Genomic DNA, 15,297 nt, shown 5'->3' with positions numbered 1-15,297 from the left:
TTCACTACTTCTTACCACCCGCATTCATAGCAAGGTTTGCGGAAACAAATTCTTCAAGGTCACCGTCAAGCACTCCTTTAGTATCGGAAGTTTCATAATCGGTACGTAAATCTTTTACCATTTGATAAGGTTGCAAAACATATGATCTAATTTGATGTCCCCAGCTATTATCGGTTTTAATGGCATTCTGCTCGTTAACGCTATCGGTACGTTTTTGCATTTCAAGCTCATAGAGTTTGGCTTGAAGCATTTTCATAGCTTGAGCTTTATTTTTATGCTGCGATCTATCGCTTTGGCATTGTGTTACCGTACCGGTCGGTATATGAGTGATACGTACAGCTGAATCGGTAGTATTAACGTGCTGCCCGCCGGCTCCCGATGCTCTAAAAGTATCGATTCTTAAATCTTTATCCTCAATAGTAATTGCTATATTATCATCAATTTCGGGATATACCCAGCTACTTGCAAAGCTAGTCATTCTTTTACCGGCTGCATTAAACGGAGAAATACGCACTAATCTGTGAACGCCAGCTTCGGTCTTAAACCAGCCGTAAGCACGCTTTCCTATTATCCTAATCGTGCATGATTTAATGCCTGCCTCTTCGCCGTTAATCATATTGATTATTTCGGTTTTAAAGCCGAGTCTTTCGGCAAAACGCAAATACATACGCATCATAATAGACGCCCAGTCATGGCTTTCAGTTCCCCCGGCTCCAGCATTAATCTCTAAAAAGCAATTATTACCGTCTGCTTCACCTGAAAACAAACATTCCTTTTCAAATTTGGCAGCAATTATGCTTAAATTTTTTAAGTCCTGTTCAATTTGTGAAAGTATTTCTAAATCGTTTTCGGCTTCAGCCATTTCTTCAAGTTCTAAAGCATCTTTTAAATTGGATTTGAGTTTATTAAAAGCGTTTAATTTTTCTTCTAGATTACTTTTTTCTCGCAGTAATTTTTGAGCATTAGCCTGATCATTCCATAAACTAGGATCGGCTGTTAACTCTTCTAACGCGTTCAGTCTTTCAGTTGATGCTTCAACGTCAAAGTGACCTCCAAAGTAGTTCTAAAGACTGCTCAATTTTTTTTACATAATTTTCTATTTCAGCTCGCATTATTTTTTCCTGTTATAAATTTCGATTTTGTTATATATTATCGTGGTTTAGTGTCATCCCGCGACTTGATCGCGGGCTAACAGACAATAAACAAATGCAAATTATATCACAATAATTATGAATCATCAAAAATATATAAGGAACTTCTCAATAATCGCCCATATTGATCACGGTAAATCTACGTTAGCCGATAGGTTAATTGAACATTGCGGCGGCTTGCAGGCTAGGGAAATGAGCCAGCAAGTGCTAGATTCGATGGATATTGAAAAAGAGAGAGGTATAACTATTAAGGCACAAACCGTGCGGCTTGTATATAAAGCTAAAGACGGTAACACCTACTATTTGAATCTAATGGACACTCCCGGGCATGTCGATTTTGCTTATGAAGTTAGTAGGTCACTTGCTGCTTGTGAAGGCTCGTTATTGGTAGTTGATAGTACGCAAGGAGTAGAAGCACAAACGCTTGCCAATGTTTACCAAGCAATCGAGAACGATCATGAGATTGTACTGGTGCTTAACAAGCTTGACCTACCGGCGTCAGAACCTGAACAGGTTAAGCAGCAAATAGAGGATATAATCGGAATCGATGCAAGTGAGGCTGTGCTAATCTCTGCTAAAAGCGGTATAGGGATTGATTTAGTTTTAGAGGCTATAGTAAATAAATTACCTCCGCCAAAAGAAAGTAGTTCTGATATTTTGAAAGCTTTGCTTGTTGATAGTTGGTATGACCCATATCTTGGCGTGGTTATTTTAGTACGTGTTATTGATGGCTACTTACGTAAGAATATGCGTATTAAAATGATGGCTACTAACTCGGTTTATACCGTTGAGAATGTTGGCTATTTTACTCCGAAAAAACATATTTCGGATGTTCTGCATGCAGGCGAAATCGGCTTCTTTACTGCGGCTATAAAGCAAGTAGCGGATTGTAAAGTTGGGGATACTATCACTGATGAAAAAAAGCCTTGTGAGCAAGCTCTACCGGGTTTTAAACCAAACTTACCTGTAGTGTTTTGTGGTCTTTATCCAACGGATAGCTCGGAATTTGAGCATCTAAAGGATTCACTAGCTAAATTACGCCTTAATGATGCTAGTTTTGAGTATGAAATGGAAAGCTCTTCGGCACTCGGAGTAGGCTTTAGATGCGGCTTTTTGGGGCTGTTACATTTAGAGATAATCCAAGAACGTTTAAGTAGGGAATTCGATTTAGATTTAATCACTACCGCTCCAAGTGTGGTGTATAAAATTCATATGCGGGACGGTGAGAACTTAGAGATACATAACCCAGCAGATTTGCCTGATTTACAAAAAATCGAATCAATGGAAGAGCCTTGGATTAAGGCAACTATAATGGTACCTGATGAGTTTTTAGGTGCGGTACTATCGCTTTGTACGGAAAAGAGAGGGATGCAGCTTGATCATAGCTATATAGCAAATAGGGCTAAAATAATTTATAAATTACCGCTAAATGAGATAGTTTACGATTTCTATGATCGTTTAAAAAGCTGTTCTAAAGGTTATGCAAGTTTTGAATGGCAAATGGATGTTTATGAACCTTCCGAACTTGTTAAGCTTGGGATTTTGGTTAACGCAGAGGCGGTTGATGCACTATCCACAATCGTACACCGCTCACGTGCCGAGCAAAGGGGGAGGGCATTATGCGTAAGGTTAAAGGATTTAATACCGAGACAGCAGATTGATATAGCAATTCAAGCAAGTATAGGTAGTCGTATTATCGCTCGTGAGACTATTAAAGCCCTACGTAAAGATGTTTTATCTAAATGTTACGGCGGTGATATAAGTCGTAAACGTAAATTACTTGAGAAACAAAAAGCAGGTAAAAAGAGAATGAGACAGTACGGTAATATCGAAATTCCGCAATCTGCATTTATTGCAGCTTTAAAAATAGGTGATGAATAAAACTTTTTTATTTTATATAAAGAAAACGCTAGACGTTATAATAAAGATTTGTTATAAGGAAGTATCTGAATCTTCCAGATGCTTCTAATGTTCCTCGGTAGCTTAGTGGTAGAGCAAACGGCTGTTAACCGTTCGGTCGCTGGTTCGAGTCCGGCCCGGGGAGCCATTCCTCGATTTTTGACAACTTTACGAATGCATCAAACGGTGAATGCAGCATAAAGTCAAGCTTTTTGCCTGTTAATTTAATTGAAAACACAGTTTTTATTAGGCGTCTTTTTCCCTCAGCATTCGACAAAACAAAATATTGATGTGCATCGGCAACTAAATTTAGTACATTCAGTTAAATATACATCTGCTCCTATTACTTTTCCCATTGAGGACATGCCTTGTGTCATACGGCATGCTATCGTAACCCATGTAGCTACAATTCCTGTTTCATTATAAGTTGAAGATTTGCCGTAATAAAACAAGCTATAGTAATAAGCAAAGTAGTTATTATTATAGTTGATTTTCTTCCTATATTATCACCAAGCCAACCAAAGATTAATGCTCCTATCGGTCTAAATACATATGTTGAACATAATGCAGCTGCTTCATAGATTAGAGCAGTCTGAGGATCAGCTTGAGGAAAAGCTCGTTGAGAGGCACTGCCATATGTACATATAAATATAAATCAAAATATTCAAGAAAAGTTCCAATAGACAAAATACCTCATGCTTGCTTTTGTTCTCTATTTAAATTTGTTGGTGCTTTCTCATAGCCGAGCATAAATTCTTTATAAAAAATTAAATTGTAAAGAAATCTATACTGTTTTATATAAAAGTCAATAGGAAATTTCGCTTTATACGAAAATCAGAAAGTGAAATGCAACTTATTATTAATTTATGTTATCCATTTTGTCAATATAATTGCACTAGTTTAAAGCGGTATGCCCGTGTACCTGAGCATTCATCACAAGCCCAAAGCCGATTAGCATGGATGCGATCATTGTTCCGCCGTAAGAAATAAACGGTAGCGGTACGCCTACTACGGGAAGCAAGCCCATAACCATAGCTATATTAATAAATACGTGACTAAATAAGATTGAAGTAATACCTATTACCATTAATTTACTAAAAATCTCTCGGCAATTTGCGGCAATTAATAAAGAAATAGTTATAAGTGCAAAATATAATATTAGTAAAAACATTCCTCCTATAAAGCCGAACTCTTCAGCGAAGGTAGCAAAGATAAAGTCAGTTTGATGTTCGGGAAGAAAATCCAAATGGCTTTGGCTACCTTGATTTAAACCGCGTCCAAATAGGCTACCTGAACCTATAGCGATTTTAGACTGAATAATATTATAACTAGCACCGAGCGGATCATGTTCGGGATCTAAAAAAACCATTACCCGTTTTTTTTGGTAATCATACATCATATTCCAAGCGATAGGTAGGCTAATAAGAGCAGCAAGACCTAGTATTATAAAATATTTTATTCTAAAACCTGCCGCAAAAAATATAATTGCCGCAACAATTAAAACAATCATTCCCGTACCTAAATCTGGTTCTCTAATTATTAGAAAAGCCGGTATGAAAACTCCTATAATCGGTATAATAACTTTATGAAATTTTGTAAGATCATCAATTGTTAGTGAATGGAAATATCTAGCAAGCATTAGTACAACGGCGATTTTTATCGGTTCAGAAGGTTGAAGCTTAACTATACCGATATCAATCCATCTTTTACCGCCCATGGCAGTTGAGCCGAAAAGCTCCACGGCTACTAGTAAAGCGAGTACGCACAAATAAAAGATATACGATAACCTAAATATTATGCGTAAATCAATTAATGCAATAATAATAGCTAAAGGCAAGAATATACAAAAATTTATAATTTGTTTGTAAGCCCAGGGCTGCAAATTGCTATTTGCTGCAGAATAAAGCACAATGAAACCAATACAGCAAATTAAGCTAATTAGTAAAATTAAAGTAATCGGTAATTTTTGTAATTGTTCTAGATAATTTTTATGCATTGTTTTTGTATTCAGTAGAGGTGTTGTATGTCATTCCTGCAACAAATCTGCTAACTAAACCTCAACATCAAACACCTTAAAAATAAATACTAATTCATCAGCTATCTCTTTCAGATAATCAAAACGACCAGCAGAACCTTTATGTCCCGTATCCATATTTGTTTTTAATAATAAGGGATTATTGTCCATTTTTAGTGCTCGTAATTTTGCTACCCATTTAGCAGGTTCCCAGTAACCTACACGTGGGTCGGATATACCGCAAGTAACGAATAGAGCAGGGTAGTTTTGTGCTTTTACGTTATCATAAGGGGAATATGATTTAATATATTCAAAATATTCTTTCTCTTTCGGATTACCCCACTCATTATATTCCAAGAGAGTTAACGGTAAGCTTTCGTCAAGCATGGTACTCAAAACATCAACAAACGGTACATGCGCGATTGCTGCTCTATAGATTTCCGGTTTTTCGTTGAGTATGTAACCGATTAACATACCGCCGGCACTACCGCCCATTATTACTATATTGTTGTTACTTGTATATTGCTCGTTAATTAAAGCTCTACTACAGGCTATGAAGTCTTCAAATGTTCTTTTTTTGGTTAAAAACTTAGCAGCTTCATACCAATCATGACCTAGATCATCGCCACCTCTAATATGAGCAACTGCGTAAATAAAACCGCGATCGGCAAGTGTCACTGCTGTATTTCTAAAATTGACGGGCATAGCGATGCCATAAGCACCGTAACCCATTAGATATAAAGGATTTGAACCGTTTTTTTTAAATAAAGATTTTTTATAAAACAAGGTTATAGGTACTTTTACATCTTCATTATCTGCAAATATTCTCTCCACTTTATACTCCTCCGGGTTAAAGCCTGAAGGTATTTCGTGGCTCTTTAATATCGTTAATTTATCGCTATTAAAATCGTAGCTATAAGTGGTATTGGGTCTTGCTAGAGAAGAGTAATCTATTCTGATATCGTCTTCCTCAAAGTTTGTAGAAAAACTACTTGCTTGGAAACTTTCGTCGGGAAAATGAATTGTGTTTTCTTGTAAATCTTTAAACCGCTTTATTTTAATTAGCGGTAAACCTTGGTCACGATAGTTTAAGATTAAATAATTATTTGTAACATTAAAGCTTTTTAAATATTTGTTTTGTTCTTCCTTAATATAAATATCATCCCAATCATCCCAGCTAGTATTTTCAAAATTATTTACCGGCAGTTTTATAACATGGAAATTTTTAGCTTTATAATTAGTTTTAATATAAAAATAATCGCCATTATATTCTATTTCATAGAATATTTTGTTTTCTGCAGCTCGTACTAATTTAGGCGTAAAACTGTCATCCTGCATAGAAATTACGTAAATTTCATTTTCATTATGATCGCCTGAATTTATAAAAATATATTCATGACTTGCTGATTTCTTGCAGCTGATAAAATGAAGAGGGTTTTTTACCTCGAATATTAATTTATCCTGAGTGACCTCTTCACCTAGACGGTGAAACATTACCTTATCCCAGCGTTGATTCTCATTAATAGTAATATAGAAAAAGCCGTTTAAGTGTTCATGCCAAATTATAGTAGGAGCTACAGCTAAATCTCGATCGCTTGATACAAGCGAATTTTGCGGCATTCGCCTATGCTCACGTACATTTGTACGTTCCGCAGGCTTTTCCTGAAATTCATCTTGTCTGAAGCAATCGAGATTTAGCTGTACATTGCCTAATTCATCAGGTAAGTATTTTTGTTCTTTAAGGTTGTATATTTTGATATTGTATTGTTCATTACCTGTAAAATTAACACTATAAGCCATTAAATTGTGATCAGGTGACATTGCAACTGTAGCAACATCAGTAAAACCGCTATTTGGAGCAAGAAGGTTGACATCTAATATTACTTCTTCCGCTGAATCCATATTATTATGCTTTCTGCAATATATCGGATAATTTTTATTCTCCTCTACTCTATGGTAATAGTAATAATCTTTGTTCTTAACATAAACCGATTCATCGTCTAATTTAACCCGTCCTTTTAATTCTTCAAAAATCTTTTCCTTATCATTTTGCAGATCGGCAAAGAAATTTTCGGTATATTGATTCTCAGCTTTTAAATAATCTAAAATTTTAGAGTCTTCTACATTTGGCCACTTAGGATCACGCAGCCAGTGATAATCATCGTTTATTGTTGCTTCGTGAACTTCAAAGCTGTAATTTTGTTTGTCTGTTATTGGTGGTTTCATGTTTTTTATTTTTTTGTGTTGTTATGCCTAAAGTCGTCATTGTGAGGAGCCGTAGGCGACGCGGCAATCTAGTAAAATAATAAAAAAATTCTGTAATCAGAATTGTTTACTAGATTGCTTCGTTGAAACTTACAGTTTCTTCTCGCAATGACGATTTTGGTATCTATACAACAATGACATCGAATTATTGTAGTGTTAAAATCAAACTAATTAATAGGAATAATACAATCAATATAGCAGCTTGCTGATTATGCCAAGCAGATATTTTACTTAAAATATTATCCCAAATAACCTTAAAATTAAGATATTCTGCCACATCTTCGTTATTGTCTGCCGTTTCTTTATATTTATCGATACTGAAATATATAAATTTTTCAATATATTGGTATAGGTCAAGGTTTATGTTTTCTGTTGAAATGCGTGGTATTTTTCTAAATATTAAAGCCAATAACAGTGAGATTGCAAGGATGACTAGCTTAAAGTTAGCAGTATGTGATATTTGAATAGGGTAGAATAAACATATGCATAAAGTTATGATGCAGAAAGAGAGGTAGGTTATAGTTCTTATGTCATTCCCGCGAAAGCGGGAATCCAGAAATATTATAAAGCTTTTATTTTTAAGGTTTTTACTGGATTCCTGCTTTCGTAGGAATGACATAAAGAGAGACAGGAATGGCGTAGAACTCTCCATCAACAACCCAAATAATACGGTACAAGTCGCTATCTTGGAAAATAGCATTACACTATTCTCGTTTAAAATATTAGCTATTTCATCTTTAATATAAGAAGAACTAATAGGCAGTATAGATGTATAGATCAATATACTAATAACAAATCCGCTTAATAAAATAAAATTAATTTGAGTATTCTGAAGATCTTGGTAATTTTTAATATCATACTCATCTTCTATATAAGCGAAATATAAAGCAAATAATCCGTTATATAATATATGTATGAATATAAAGCTTGTAATAAGATAAGCTATATTTGGAGAGTTTATGCTAATAGCCGTTAATATAAAACCAAGCTGTGATACGGTAAGATAACATATTAATCGTTTAAGTTTTTTTTCAATTAGAGAAAATACTAACCCGTAAATGATCATTGATATCCCAAAAAACTTTAATATCTCAAGACCGCTAAATAATTTTAAAATGATAATTAAAATAACTTTAGTAGTAAAACTAATTAAATATACAATACCGCTACTTGAAGCTATAGGATAGCAATGAACCACCCAGCCGTTTACAAAAATAGCCGAGGCATTAATTAAACAACCTGCAAGTATGAATACTGCTGGTAACTCAAAATTATTTACTGATTCCGTTAAAGAAGTAAAAGTCGTATTACTTGTTGTTTGGATTAGAAGAGTCATACCGATTAAGATTAGCCCGCTGCTGAATAAATGAGTGAGGAAATATTGACGTGCCGGTTTTATCTTTAATTGGTCACAAAAAATAATTATGCAGGCAAAAATCGTCATGAATTCAAGCGAGATTATCATGGAAATAAAATCAGCTGCAAATACGCATATAATAGAGGATAAACAGTATAAACTACCGATTAAGCATTCTAATTTTCTATTTTGGGAAATTGTATAAAGACTTAAGATAGCAGTAACAATTAGAAATGCTAGAGCTATTAGCTGATTTTGTGGGTGAAAATCAAACATAAGCTCAAAATTAGTAAGCGGCAATGTACACTTGGTATTTTGAATAAACATTTTAATCCTTAGAAGAAACTGTTAAAACCTCTAGTCCCTGGATTCTTTTAAAGTCTTTTACATTTAGAGTTAATATCGGAAAACCTTTTGTAATAGCCGTTGCTGCAATAAGCATATCATGAGTTCCTATAGTTATACGTTGTGTGTATAAATCATGAGTAATACGTGCATATGTATATACTTCTTCAATACCGAAAGGTAATATAGTAAACAGACTTTTTACGTATTCTATAAAAGCTAAACATTTTATACGTTTATTCTCATTCTTGACTCTATCTACTCCTATTAATAGTTCAGTTAACACAATAGGGCTAATATAAGTCTGACCGTAATGTGACCATTGCTTAGTACTTACCTTTCCTCTTGCTAAAGCTATGATTATAGCAGTATCAATAATTAATCCCATCTTTCAACCAATTTTTTAATATCTTGTTTAGTATTGCGTCTTATTTCTTCGAGATTTTTCATGAATTGATCAGCATCTTCAGGATCAAGATGTGGACCATTTTTAAAAGCTTCCTCTAAGTCTCTTACTGCTACAGAAGGCTTGATTTCTGCAGGCGTAATCCTTGCTACGATATGATTACCTTTTTGAACGTCAAAGCTTTCGCCTTTATAGTAAACTCTATTCATAATATCTGAAAAAGATCGTACAAATTCTGTTGCTCTAATAATTTGTGCCATATTTATACTCAAAAATAATTACCATATGTATACCTTTGATACTTCAAGATTTGGTACGTCAAATTTCGGGATTCGCCTGTGTTCACGTACTATTGTACGCTGTGTAGGCGCACTGCTTATTTGACTTCCAACTTTTGAAGTATCAAAGGTATACATATTATATGATTATGTGTAGATTATGTAAATATGTTTATGTAATATAAGCTAAAAATTCTCTGATTAAGATTTGAATAAAATAGAAAAGAGTTACGGCACAGCAGCACATTATTATACTAATTTGCATAGAGTAGGGGAGTGGTTTTGTTACGCTAGATTCTACTAAAGAAGGTTTATAAATAGAGCTTAATATTTTGAGCAGGTAAAGGCTTGAGAATATACTACTAGCTATTACGACAATCATAACAATGATTTGATTCTGTTCGCTTGCGGCAAGTAATATTGAGAATTTGCTAATAAATCCGCTAAAGATAGGTATACCGATTAATGATAATGAAGAGATAGATATAATAAAAGAAATTAAAGGAAATTCTTTGGATGTACCATGTAAATTCTGTACTTGATCGGCTTTCTTTAAACTGTAAATACTTCCCATACTATAAAATAAGCAGATTTTTGTAAAAGAATGTGAAACTAAATGGAGTATTGCGGCTCCAAGTGCCTTAGGTGTTAACATGAAAGCACTAAGCAATGCAAGGCTTAATTGGTTCATAGTGGAGTAGGCGAGTATTTTTTTGATATTATCCGTGTCTAGGGCTTTGATTGAGCTATAAAATATGCTTACTATCGGTATAAAAATTAACCAGTTAAACTCGGCAAATATCATTTGTAAATACGATAAACCGAATATATATAATAGGATTTTGTAAATACAAAATAATCCGGTTTTAACCACTATTACGGCATGCAGCAAACTACTAATGGGGTAATGTGCAACCATTGCAGCAGGAAGCCATGAATGCACCGGAAAAATTGCAGTTTTAGCAATACCGCAAATAAACATTAACAATAAAATAATTGACTGGTTTTTGGAAAAATAATTTTCTACTAAACTCCCACTTGCAAAATCTCCGTTACCGGTTTTAGTATAAATAATTATCACTGCCGGTAAAAATAATATTGTGGCAGAAATCATCAGAATTTTTAGATATTTATATAACCCTCTAAGTACTATATTATTTTTGGTATGTCCTATTAAAAAAGCTGTAGAAATAGTTAAAAGCTCATAGCAAATAAACATCGTGAATAAGTTGCTAGATAAAGCAATTAAAACACCGATTATAATAGTTAAGTTAAAGAAAAATAAGAATCTAGAAGAATAGTCTATATTATTAATAGCAAGATATTTGGGAGTGTAAAGTAAAGCACAAATCCATAAAAAGCCTATTAAGCTTAAGAAAATAAGCCCTAAAGGTTCAAGATGGAATCCTATAGAGTAATTACTGAATATATTAAATTCAAATCCTGCTCTAATACCTTTTAAAAACAACCAGTCTATAATTAAAATATTACCGAAGAAAAAAATAGCGATAGTAATAAGTAAAAAATTACGTATAAAGCTATCTTTTTGAGTGGCATACGGGCTAGTTAAGTTTAATGCACCAACTAGCAAAGTTGATAGAATCAAAAGACTCGGAGTAGTAAATTGTGTAATCATGATAAGCTGTTATACTTTTTTTGATAGTATGGTTAGAGCATTACCTGTATGGCTTTCTATGTCATGCCTAGCTAAAAGTGGGAATCCAGAAAAAGCGAGATAAATCGTGCTTTTAGTTTTAAAAACTTACTGTGTTTATATTTTTTAATTACTGGATTCCCGCTTTCGCGGGAATGACAATAGTATCATTTTATAATGGTAAAATAACGATCCTACGGAGCTAAGTAAAATTATAATAAAATCTAATAGTAGATTTTGTGTTAATAATAATTCAAGAATATTTACTTTGATAAAAAATAATGGACTGATAGGTAAGCCACAGCTGCACATAATAGCAATTATTATTAAAACTTTGTTAGGCTCTCTTTTATAGCTTTCATTATAAGCATCTATCAAGAAAAGAGCTATTTTATTTATACTATCCGCAAGTAATAAACTTGGTAAAACTATTATACCGTTTTCGGTTACGTATAATAAAAATACGTAACCTATTTGAGTGCAACATGAATAAATTATAATATTCTTGAAATCTTTTGTTTGGTAAGCAAAATACGGGGCTATAATAAGAGTAGCTAAAGCGATAGGTTTTATAAAATTTGTAATAGCCGTTTTAATTGTCTCATAGCCTATAATAATATAAGTAAATTTATATATTATATATATTCCTATTATAGTAGAAATCCCTGCTAAATATACTAAAATAACTGAAGCCGTGTTATTATAAGCTCTCATCATCCAAAAATGCATAGGGAAAAAAGCTGTTTTTAAAATAGCACCTATTAAGAAAAAACCGATAGCTATAGTGATTATACGGGAATTAGTATGTTCTTGTAAATACGCTGCAATTTCTGCCATATTCAAACTACCTGTAATGCTTAGCAAAAATCCTATAGATATAAGAATAAGAGTTGCACCGATACTACCTATTATCAAATAATCAAAAGCTCCGATTAAAGATTTTGGATTATTACCTGAGGCTATCAGGACATAGCTACTAAGTGCCGAAATCTCTATAAATATATATAGATTAAAAAAATCGTGAGTAGCAATCATCCCTAAATAGCCCGTATGAGCGAATAATAATATACCGTAAAATAAAGATTTTCTATTATGGTTTATATATTTTAAGATAGTTTGATTAGTAATCTTATGACAAAAAACTAAAAAGAATAATAAAACCAAGTTAAGATAAATAATAATAGCTTGGTTTAGTGCATTTAGCCGATATTCTATTCCTATTTTTGAAGTCCATCCTCCCATGGTGTAAGATAGCTCCGTATTTTGTATAATGCTATATCCATAAACACTGACCAAAAGGCTAGATAAAATACAAATCGTAGTAATTATTCGTGCAAATGTAATAAAGCGAAAAGATATTATTGAGAGTAAAGCCCCAAATAAAGGGAATAATATTTGTATGATAGGGACATGGTTAGCTAGAATCATTTATCAAAATTAATTTCATTTTCTGATATTGTACCAAAATGTTTATAAATTTGATATATTAAACTTAAAGCTACGCTAAGAGTAGCAAACCCAACTACTATAGCAGTTAGCATTAATACATGAGGCAAAGGGCTAGTGTAAGTAGTGACGCCCTCTTGGAAAATAGGTACACCGCCTATTTTAATTTTTCCGATACTTAAATAAAATACTAACACCGAACTTTGAAAGATTCCAAGCCCGATAATTTTATGAATATAATTACGACTTGTAAGCATTATAAATAAGCCGCTAGTTAGTAAGATCAAGGCAAAGAAATATATTAAATGATGCATAATTATATTGTTATTGTAAGAAAAGCATTGTTACGTGAATCAGTTTCATCGTCATTGCCGCAATGACGTTGGTAGACATTAATACGCTTTGAAAGACTGATTAAATACGCATGTGACTTTTTTGCCCTTACGTATAGCGAGCTTAGGAAAAACCTGTTCAAGGATCACCATATTAGGATTATCTTGAGCAAGGCGATAATTTACTAAAGATTCTCGAAGTGAATCATCTACAGCAAAAATACCGGAAATTTCAGCGTTTTTATCTCTAAATTGCAGATAAGTAAACTCACCGTCATCAAAAATTTTAATAGGAGCTATTTCTTCGCTGCCGCTAATATAGTAATTAAAGTTATATTTTTCAGGATGAGTCAGGTCGGGACTTGCTAGGGCAGCAGAAAAAGTTTGCATATGACCGCTCATATTGTCATTTTCGTCATCCGGATAAAGAAACTTTACGTTAAAGACCATTTCAGGATCACGCATATCAAGAGTTTCGGCGGCATATAGTTCAAAGAAGTACGTCCGTTTATTAGTAATTAAAGTCATATTAGTAGTAGCATCTGGTTCCATCGGTTTAATAAAAATCCTATGACCGGCAGGTACTATTTGCCATGAAGTAGTATCTCCCATAGAAATACTTACTATTTCCTCGTCCCTTGCTAGTTCTATACTTGCTTGATAGCCGTAATATCCTGTGAATTTGAAAACATCGTCAGGGTTATAAGTCATAACTCTTAGACGTGGGTCTCGACCTAGAGGTCGTGATATAGTAAGAGCAAATACATCTAATGTAAGTATTATAAAAGTACAAAATATTATTAGTTGCTTCATATTATTTCTGATTTTTATTCCTTAGTAACTTTAGCTTGTAACTAGTAACGGTAAAATTGAACGGCATATCAGGTGATGTATTTGTACTGATAGAATCCATTATAAATCCGATTCTTGCTTCCCATACCATATTTTCTAAAATTGCATCCGTACTATTTTTTGCCAATGATTCAAAAGTAACAACTGCCTCGTTATCGTTTATATTGTTAATTGATAATATATTAATTGAGCGTCTATATAGTTTTTGATATCTTATGACCGGTGATAATGGGTTATCAATATTCATAAAATTAGCAAATTGCATATAAACAATACTCGTAGAAGTATTTTTGATAAAGGTAAATTGTTCTTTTAATATATCGTAATTGTATTCTTCTCGTTGCTTTACATAATTCTGAAGCATAATATTTGCAATAGAGATATAAGGATTTGTTAATGTTGAATGTTTAGTATTAGTAACGGCAGCTTGTTTTGCGGCATCATCTTTTATTAAATAACTTACTTTTTTGTTTATAGGTAGCAATATATTGATATTTATACAAATTAAGGTTAATAATAAGGTAAAAATCGTGCATATTAAAAGCAGAAGACTTCTATGACTTAATGGTAAGATATACTTAAAATTATACCATTTTCTTGCATCAATAAAATATTCGCCGGATTTTATATATTCTTGTATTGCGTTGGTTAATGGGTCCATAATTACTAGATTAATATCTAATTTTATTCTGTTTTAAAACTCTATCATAATTATTATAATATGATTGTTAATTTAATGTTATTTAAGCTATAAAATAAGTTTATATTGTTGCTACAATACCAAATATTTAACTTTAAAATTAAAATAAATAAATTATAAATTAAAATTATACAATAACAATTATTGATGGTAGTTATTATGTTATACGCGTCCTACTTGAAAAATTGGCGACAATGTCTTATAAGTCCGCAGGTAGCCACGTATTAAGTACATGCTCTTCTCCTAAGCTGAACTTCGTATAACTACTCTTTATTTACTTCAGAGTATAATAGTTTACAATCTTTTTAATATTTTTTTATATTTATAAATAGATTTTTTCAAAAAATGCTTGTGAACTATTGTATAGTAAGGTAATTTTAAAATAGTAACAAGATAATTTAATAATGTATAATTAGAATGTTAAAATCATTAAAGCTTCTATTAGTATTAATTATGCTTGCTCAATTGTTGTCATGTACCCCTTCAGCTCCTTATGAAATTAAAAGCCCGTGTGTTTCTGCTGATATAGATGATGGCTCGAGTGTAAGCGTAAATCCTTGTATAAGAAGACCTGTTAATTCAGTAAATATAGTATAAA

14 protein-coding genes, 1 tRNA gene and 1 pseudogene are annotated in these 15,297 nt (G+C 32.8%); 3 read left to right on the top strand and 13 right to left on the bottom strand.

From position 1 onward, the window contains the following. Positions 1-4 precede the first annotated feature (4 nt). Positions 5-1,112 (bottom strand): peptide chain release factor 2 gene (prfB, locus tag C4Q30_RS03895; RefSeq protein WP_103897262.1). Its coding sequence is split into 2 segments (ribosomal slippage): positions 5-1,042 and positions 1,044-1,112, totalling 1,107 coding nucleotides; the frame shifts between segments, so codons are not numbered across the junction. Positions 1,113-1,229: 117 nt separating this feature from the next. Between prfB and lepA the strand changes: the two genes are divergently transcribed. Both lepA and C4Q30_RS03885 read left to right on the top strand, forming a co-directional pair. Then, positions 1,230-3,032: a translation elongation factor 4 gene (gene lepA / locus C4Q30_RS03890; protein WP_103897261.1), complete on the top strand. Its 1,803-nt coding sequence runs from the start codon at positions 1,230-1,232 to the stop codon at positions 3,030-3,032. 91 nt (positions 3,033-3,123) lie between these two features. Continuing rightward, positions 3,124-3,198: transfer RNA gene (locus tag C4Q30_RS03885), tRNA-Asn, on the top strand. Positions 3,199-3,453: 255 nt separating this feature from the next. Here C4Q30_RS03885 and C4Q30_RS10695 read toward each other — a convergent pair. The 12 genes and pseudogenes from C4Q30_RS10695 to C4Q30_RS03815 all read right to left on the bottom strand — a co-directional run bounded on the left by C4Q30_RS10695 (position 3,454) and on the right by C4Q30_RS03815 (position 14,660). Next, a complete protein-coding gene (locus C4Q30_RS10695) occupies positions 3,454-3,576 on the bottom strand; it encodes a hypothetical protein (RefSeq protein ID WP_410525781.1) in 123 nt (40 codons plus the stop codon). A 369-nt stretch (positions 3,577-3,945) separates the two neighbouring features. Further along, positions 3,946-5,046 carry a rod shape-determining protein RodA gene (gene rodA / locus C4Q30_RS03865; protein WP_103897259.1) on the bottom strand — a complete coding sequence of 367 codons (1,101 nt, stop codon included), beginning with the start codon at positions 5,044-5,046 and terminating at the stop codon, positions 3,946-3,948. A 54-nt stretch (positions 5,047-5,100) separates the two neighbouring features. Then, entirely contained in the window at positions 5,101-7,290 is a 2,190-nt protein-coding gene (locus tag C4Q30_RS03860; RefSeq protein WP_103897258.1) for a prolyl oligopeptidase family serine peptidase, read from the bottom strand. Positions 7,291-7,474: 184 nt separating this feature from the next. Next, positions 7,475-9,013 carry a proton-conducting transporter transmembrane domain-containing protein gene (locus C4Q30_RS03855; RefSeq protein ID WP_103897257.1) on the bottom strand — a complete coding sequence of 513 codons (1,539 nt, stop codon included), beginning with the start codon at positions 9,011-9,013 and terminating at the stop codon, positions 7,475-7,477. Position 9,014: 1 nt separating this feature from the next. Further along, the gene (vapC, locus tag C4Q30_RS03850; protein WP_014014082.1) at positions 9,015-9,419 is read right to left on the bottom strand and encodes a ribonuclease VapC; all 405 of its coding nucleotides are present in this window, start codon (positions 9,417-9,419) and stop codon (positions 9,015-9,017) included. Then, positions 9,410-9,697, bottom strand: a complete 288-nt coding sequence (vapB, locus tag C4Q30_RS03845) for a type II toxin-antitoxin system antitoxin VapB (protein ID WP_103897256.1) — start codon at positions 9,695-9,697, stop codon at positions 9,410-9,412. The genes vapC and vapB overlap by 10 nt, the downstream gene beginning before the upstream one ends. A gap of 27 nt (positions 9,698-9,724) precedes the next feature. Next, positions 9,725-9,850, bottom strand: a pseudogene (locus C4Q30_RS03840) (palindromic element RPE5 domain-containing protein); the annotation flags it as partial. Positions 9,851-9,887: 37 nt separating this feature from the next. Next, positions 9,888-11,351, bottom strand: a complete 1,464-nt coding sequence (locus tag C4Q30_RS03835; protein WP_103897254.1) for a proton-conducting transporter transmembrane domain-containing protein — start codon at positions 11,349-11,351, stop codon at positions 9,888-9,890. A gap of 144 nt (positions 11,352-11,495) precedes the next feature. Beyond that, positions 11,496-12,797 (bottom strand): proton-conducting transporter transmembrane domain-containing protein, encoded by a 1,302-nt coding sequence (locus tag C4Q30_RS03830; RefSeq protein WP_103897253.1) that lies wholly within the window; start codon positions 12,795-12,797, stop codon positions 11,496-11,498. Continuing rightward, positions 12,794-13,129, bottom strand: a complete 336-nt coding sequence (locus C4Q30_RS03825) for a Na+/H+ antiporter subunit C (RefSeq protein ID WP_014014086.1) — start codon at positions 13,127-13,129, stop codon at positions 12,794-12,796. Before C4Q30_RS03825 ends, C4Q30_RS03830 begins: the two co-directional genes overlap by 4 nt. A 78-nt stretch (positions 13,130-13,207) precedes the next feature. Next, positions 13,208-13,960 (bottom strand): P-type conjugative transfer protein VirB9, encoded by a 753-nt coding sequence (gene virB9, locus C4Q30_RS03820; RefSeq protein WP_010977039.1) that lies wholly within the window; start codon positions 13,958-13,960, stop codon positions 13,208-13,210. Between the two features lies 1 nt (position 13,961). Then, positions 13,962-14,660 (bottom strand): VirB8 family type IV secretion system protein, encoded by a 699-nt coding sequence (locus C4Q30_RS03815; protein WP_103897252.1) that lies wholly within the window; start codon positions 14,658-14,660, stop codon positions 13,962-13,964. 456 nt (positions 14,661-15,116) lie between these two features. Between C4Q30_RS03815 and C4Q30_RS03810 the strand changes: the two genes are divergently transcribed. Further along, positions 15,117-15,296, top strand: a complete 180-nt coding sequence (locus C4Q30_RS03810; protein WP_010977041.1) for a DUF2706 domain-containing protein — start codon at positions 15,117-15,119, stop codon at positions 15,294-15,296. Position 15,297: the final 1 nt, after the last annotated feature.

It is taken from the genome of Rickettsia fournieri (assembly GCF_900243065.1).
Classification (GTDB): Bacteria; Pseudomonadota; Alphaproteobacteria; order Rickettsiales; family Rickettsiaceae; genus Rickettsia; species Rickettsia rickettsii.
The sequence above is the reverse complement of the archived record's forward strand: the minus strand, read 5'-3'. Positions and strand labels throughout refer to the sequence as shown.

What these genes read in the sequence shown, in the direction of transcription:
- C4Q30_RS03815 (WP_103897252.1), bottom strand. Translation starts at nt 14,660, where the DNA reads ATGGACCCATTAACCAACGCAATACAAGAATATATAAAATCCGGCGAA.
- C4Q30_RS03830 (WP_103897253.1), bottom strand. Translation starts at nt 12,797, where the DNA reads ATGATTCTAGCTAACCATGTCCCTATCATACAAATATTATTCCCTTTA.
- virB9 (WP_010977039.1), bottom strand. Translation starts at nt 13,960, where the DNA reads ATGAAGCAACTAATAATATTTTGTACTTTTATAATACTTACATTAGAT.
- C4Q30_RS03810 (WP_010977041.1), top strand. Translation starts at nt 15,117, where the DNA reads ATGTTAAAATCATTAAAGCTTCTATTAGTATTAATTATGCTTGCTCAA.
- lepA (WP_103897261.1), top strand. Translation starts at nt 1,230, where the DNA reads ATGAATCATCAAAAATATATAAGGAACTTCTCAATAATCGCCCATATT.
- rodA (WP_103897259.1), bottom strand. Translation starts at nt 5,046, where the DNA reads ATGCATAAAAATTATCTAGAACAATTACAAAAATTACCGATTACTTTA.
- vapC (WP_014014082.1), bottom strand. Translation starts at nt 9,419, where the DNA reads ATGGGATTAATTATTGATACTGCTATAATCATAGCTTTAGCAAGAGGA.
- C4Q30_RS03860 (WP_103897258.1), bottom strand. Translation starts at nt 7,290, where the DNA reads ATGAAACCACCAATAACAGACAAACAAAATTACAGCTTTGAAGTTCAC.
- C4Q30_RS03855 (WP_103897257.1), bottom strand. Translation starts at nt 9,013, where the DNA reads ATGTTTATTCAAAATACCAAGTGTACATTGCCGCTTACTAATTTTGAG.
- C4Q30_RS03825 (WP_014014086.1), bottom strand. Translation starts at nt 13,129, where the DNA reads ATGCATCATTTAATATATTTCTTTGCCTTGATCTTACTAACTAGCGGC.
- vapB (WP_103897256.1), bottom strand. Translation starts at nt 9,697, where the DNA reads ATGGCACAAATTATTAGAGCAACAGAATTTGTACGATCTTTTTCAGAT.
- C4Q30_RS03835 (WP_103897254.1), bottom strand. Translation starts at nt 11,351, where the DNA reads ATGATTACACAATTTACTACTCCGAGTCTTTTGATTCTATCAACTTTG.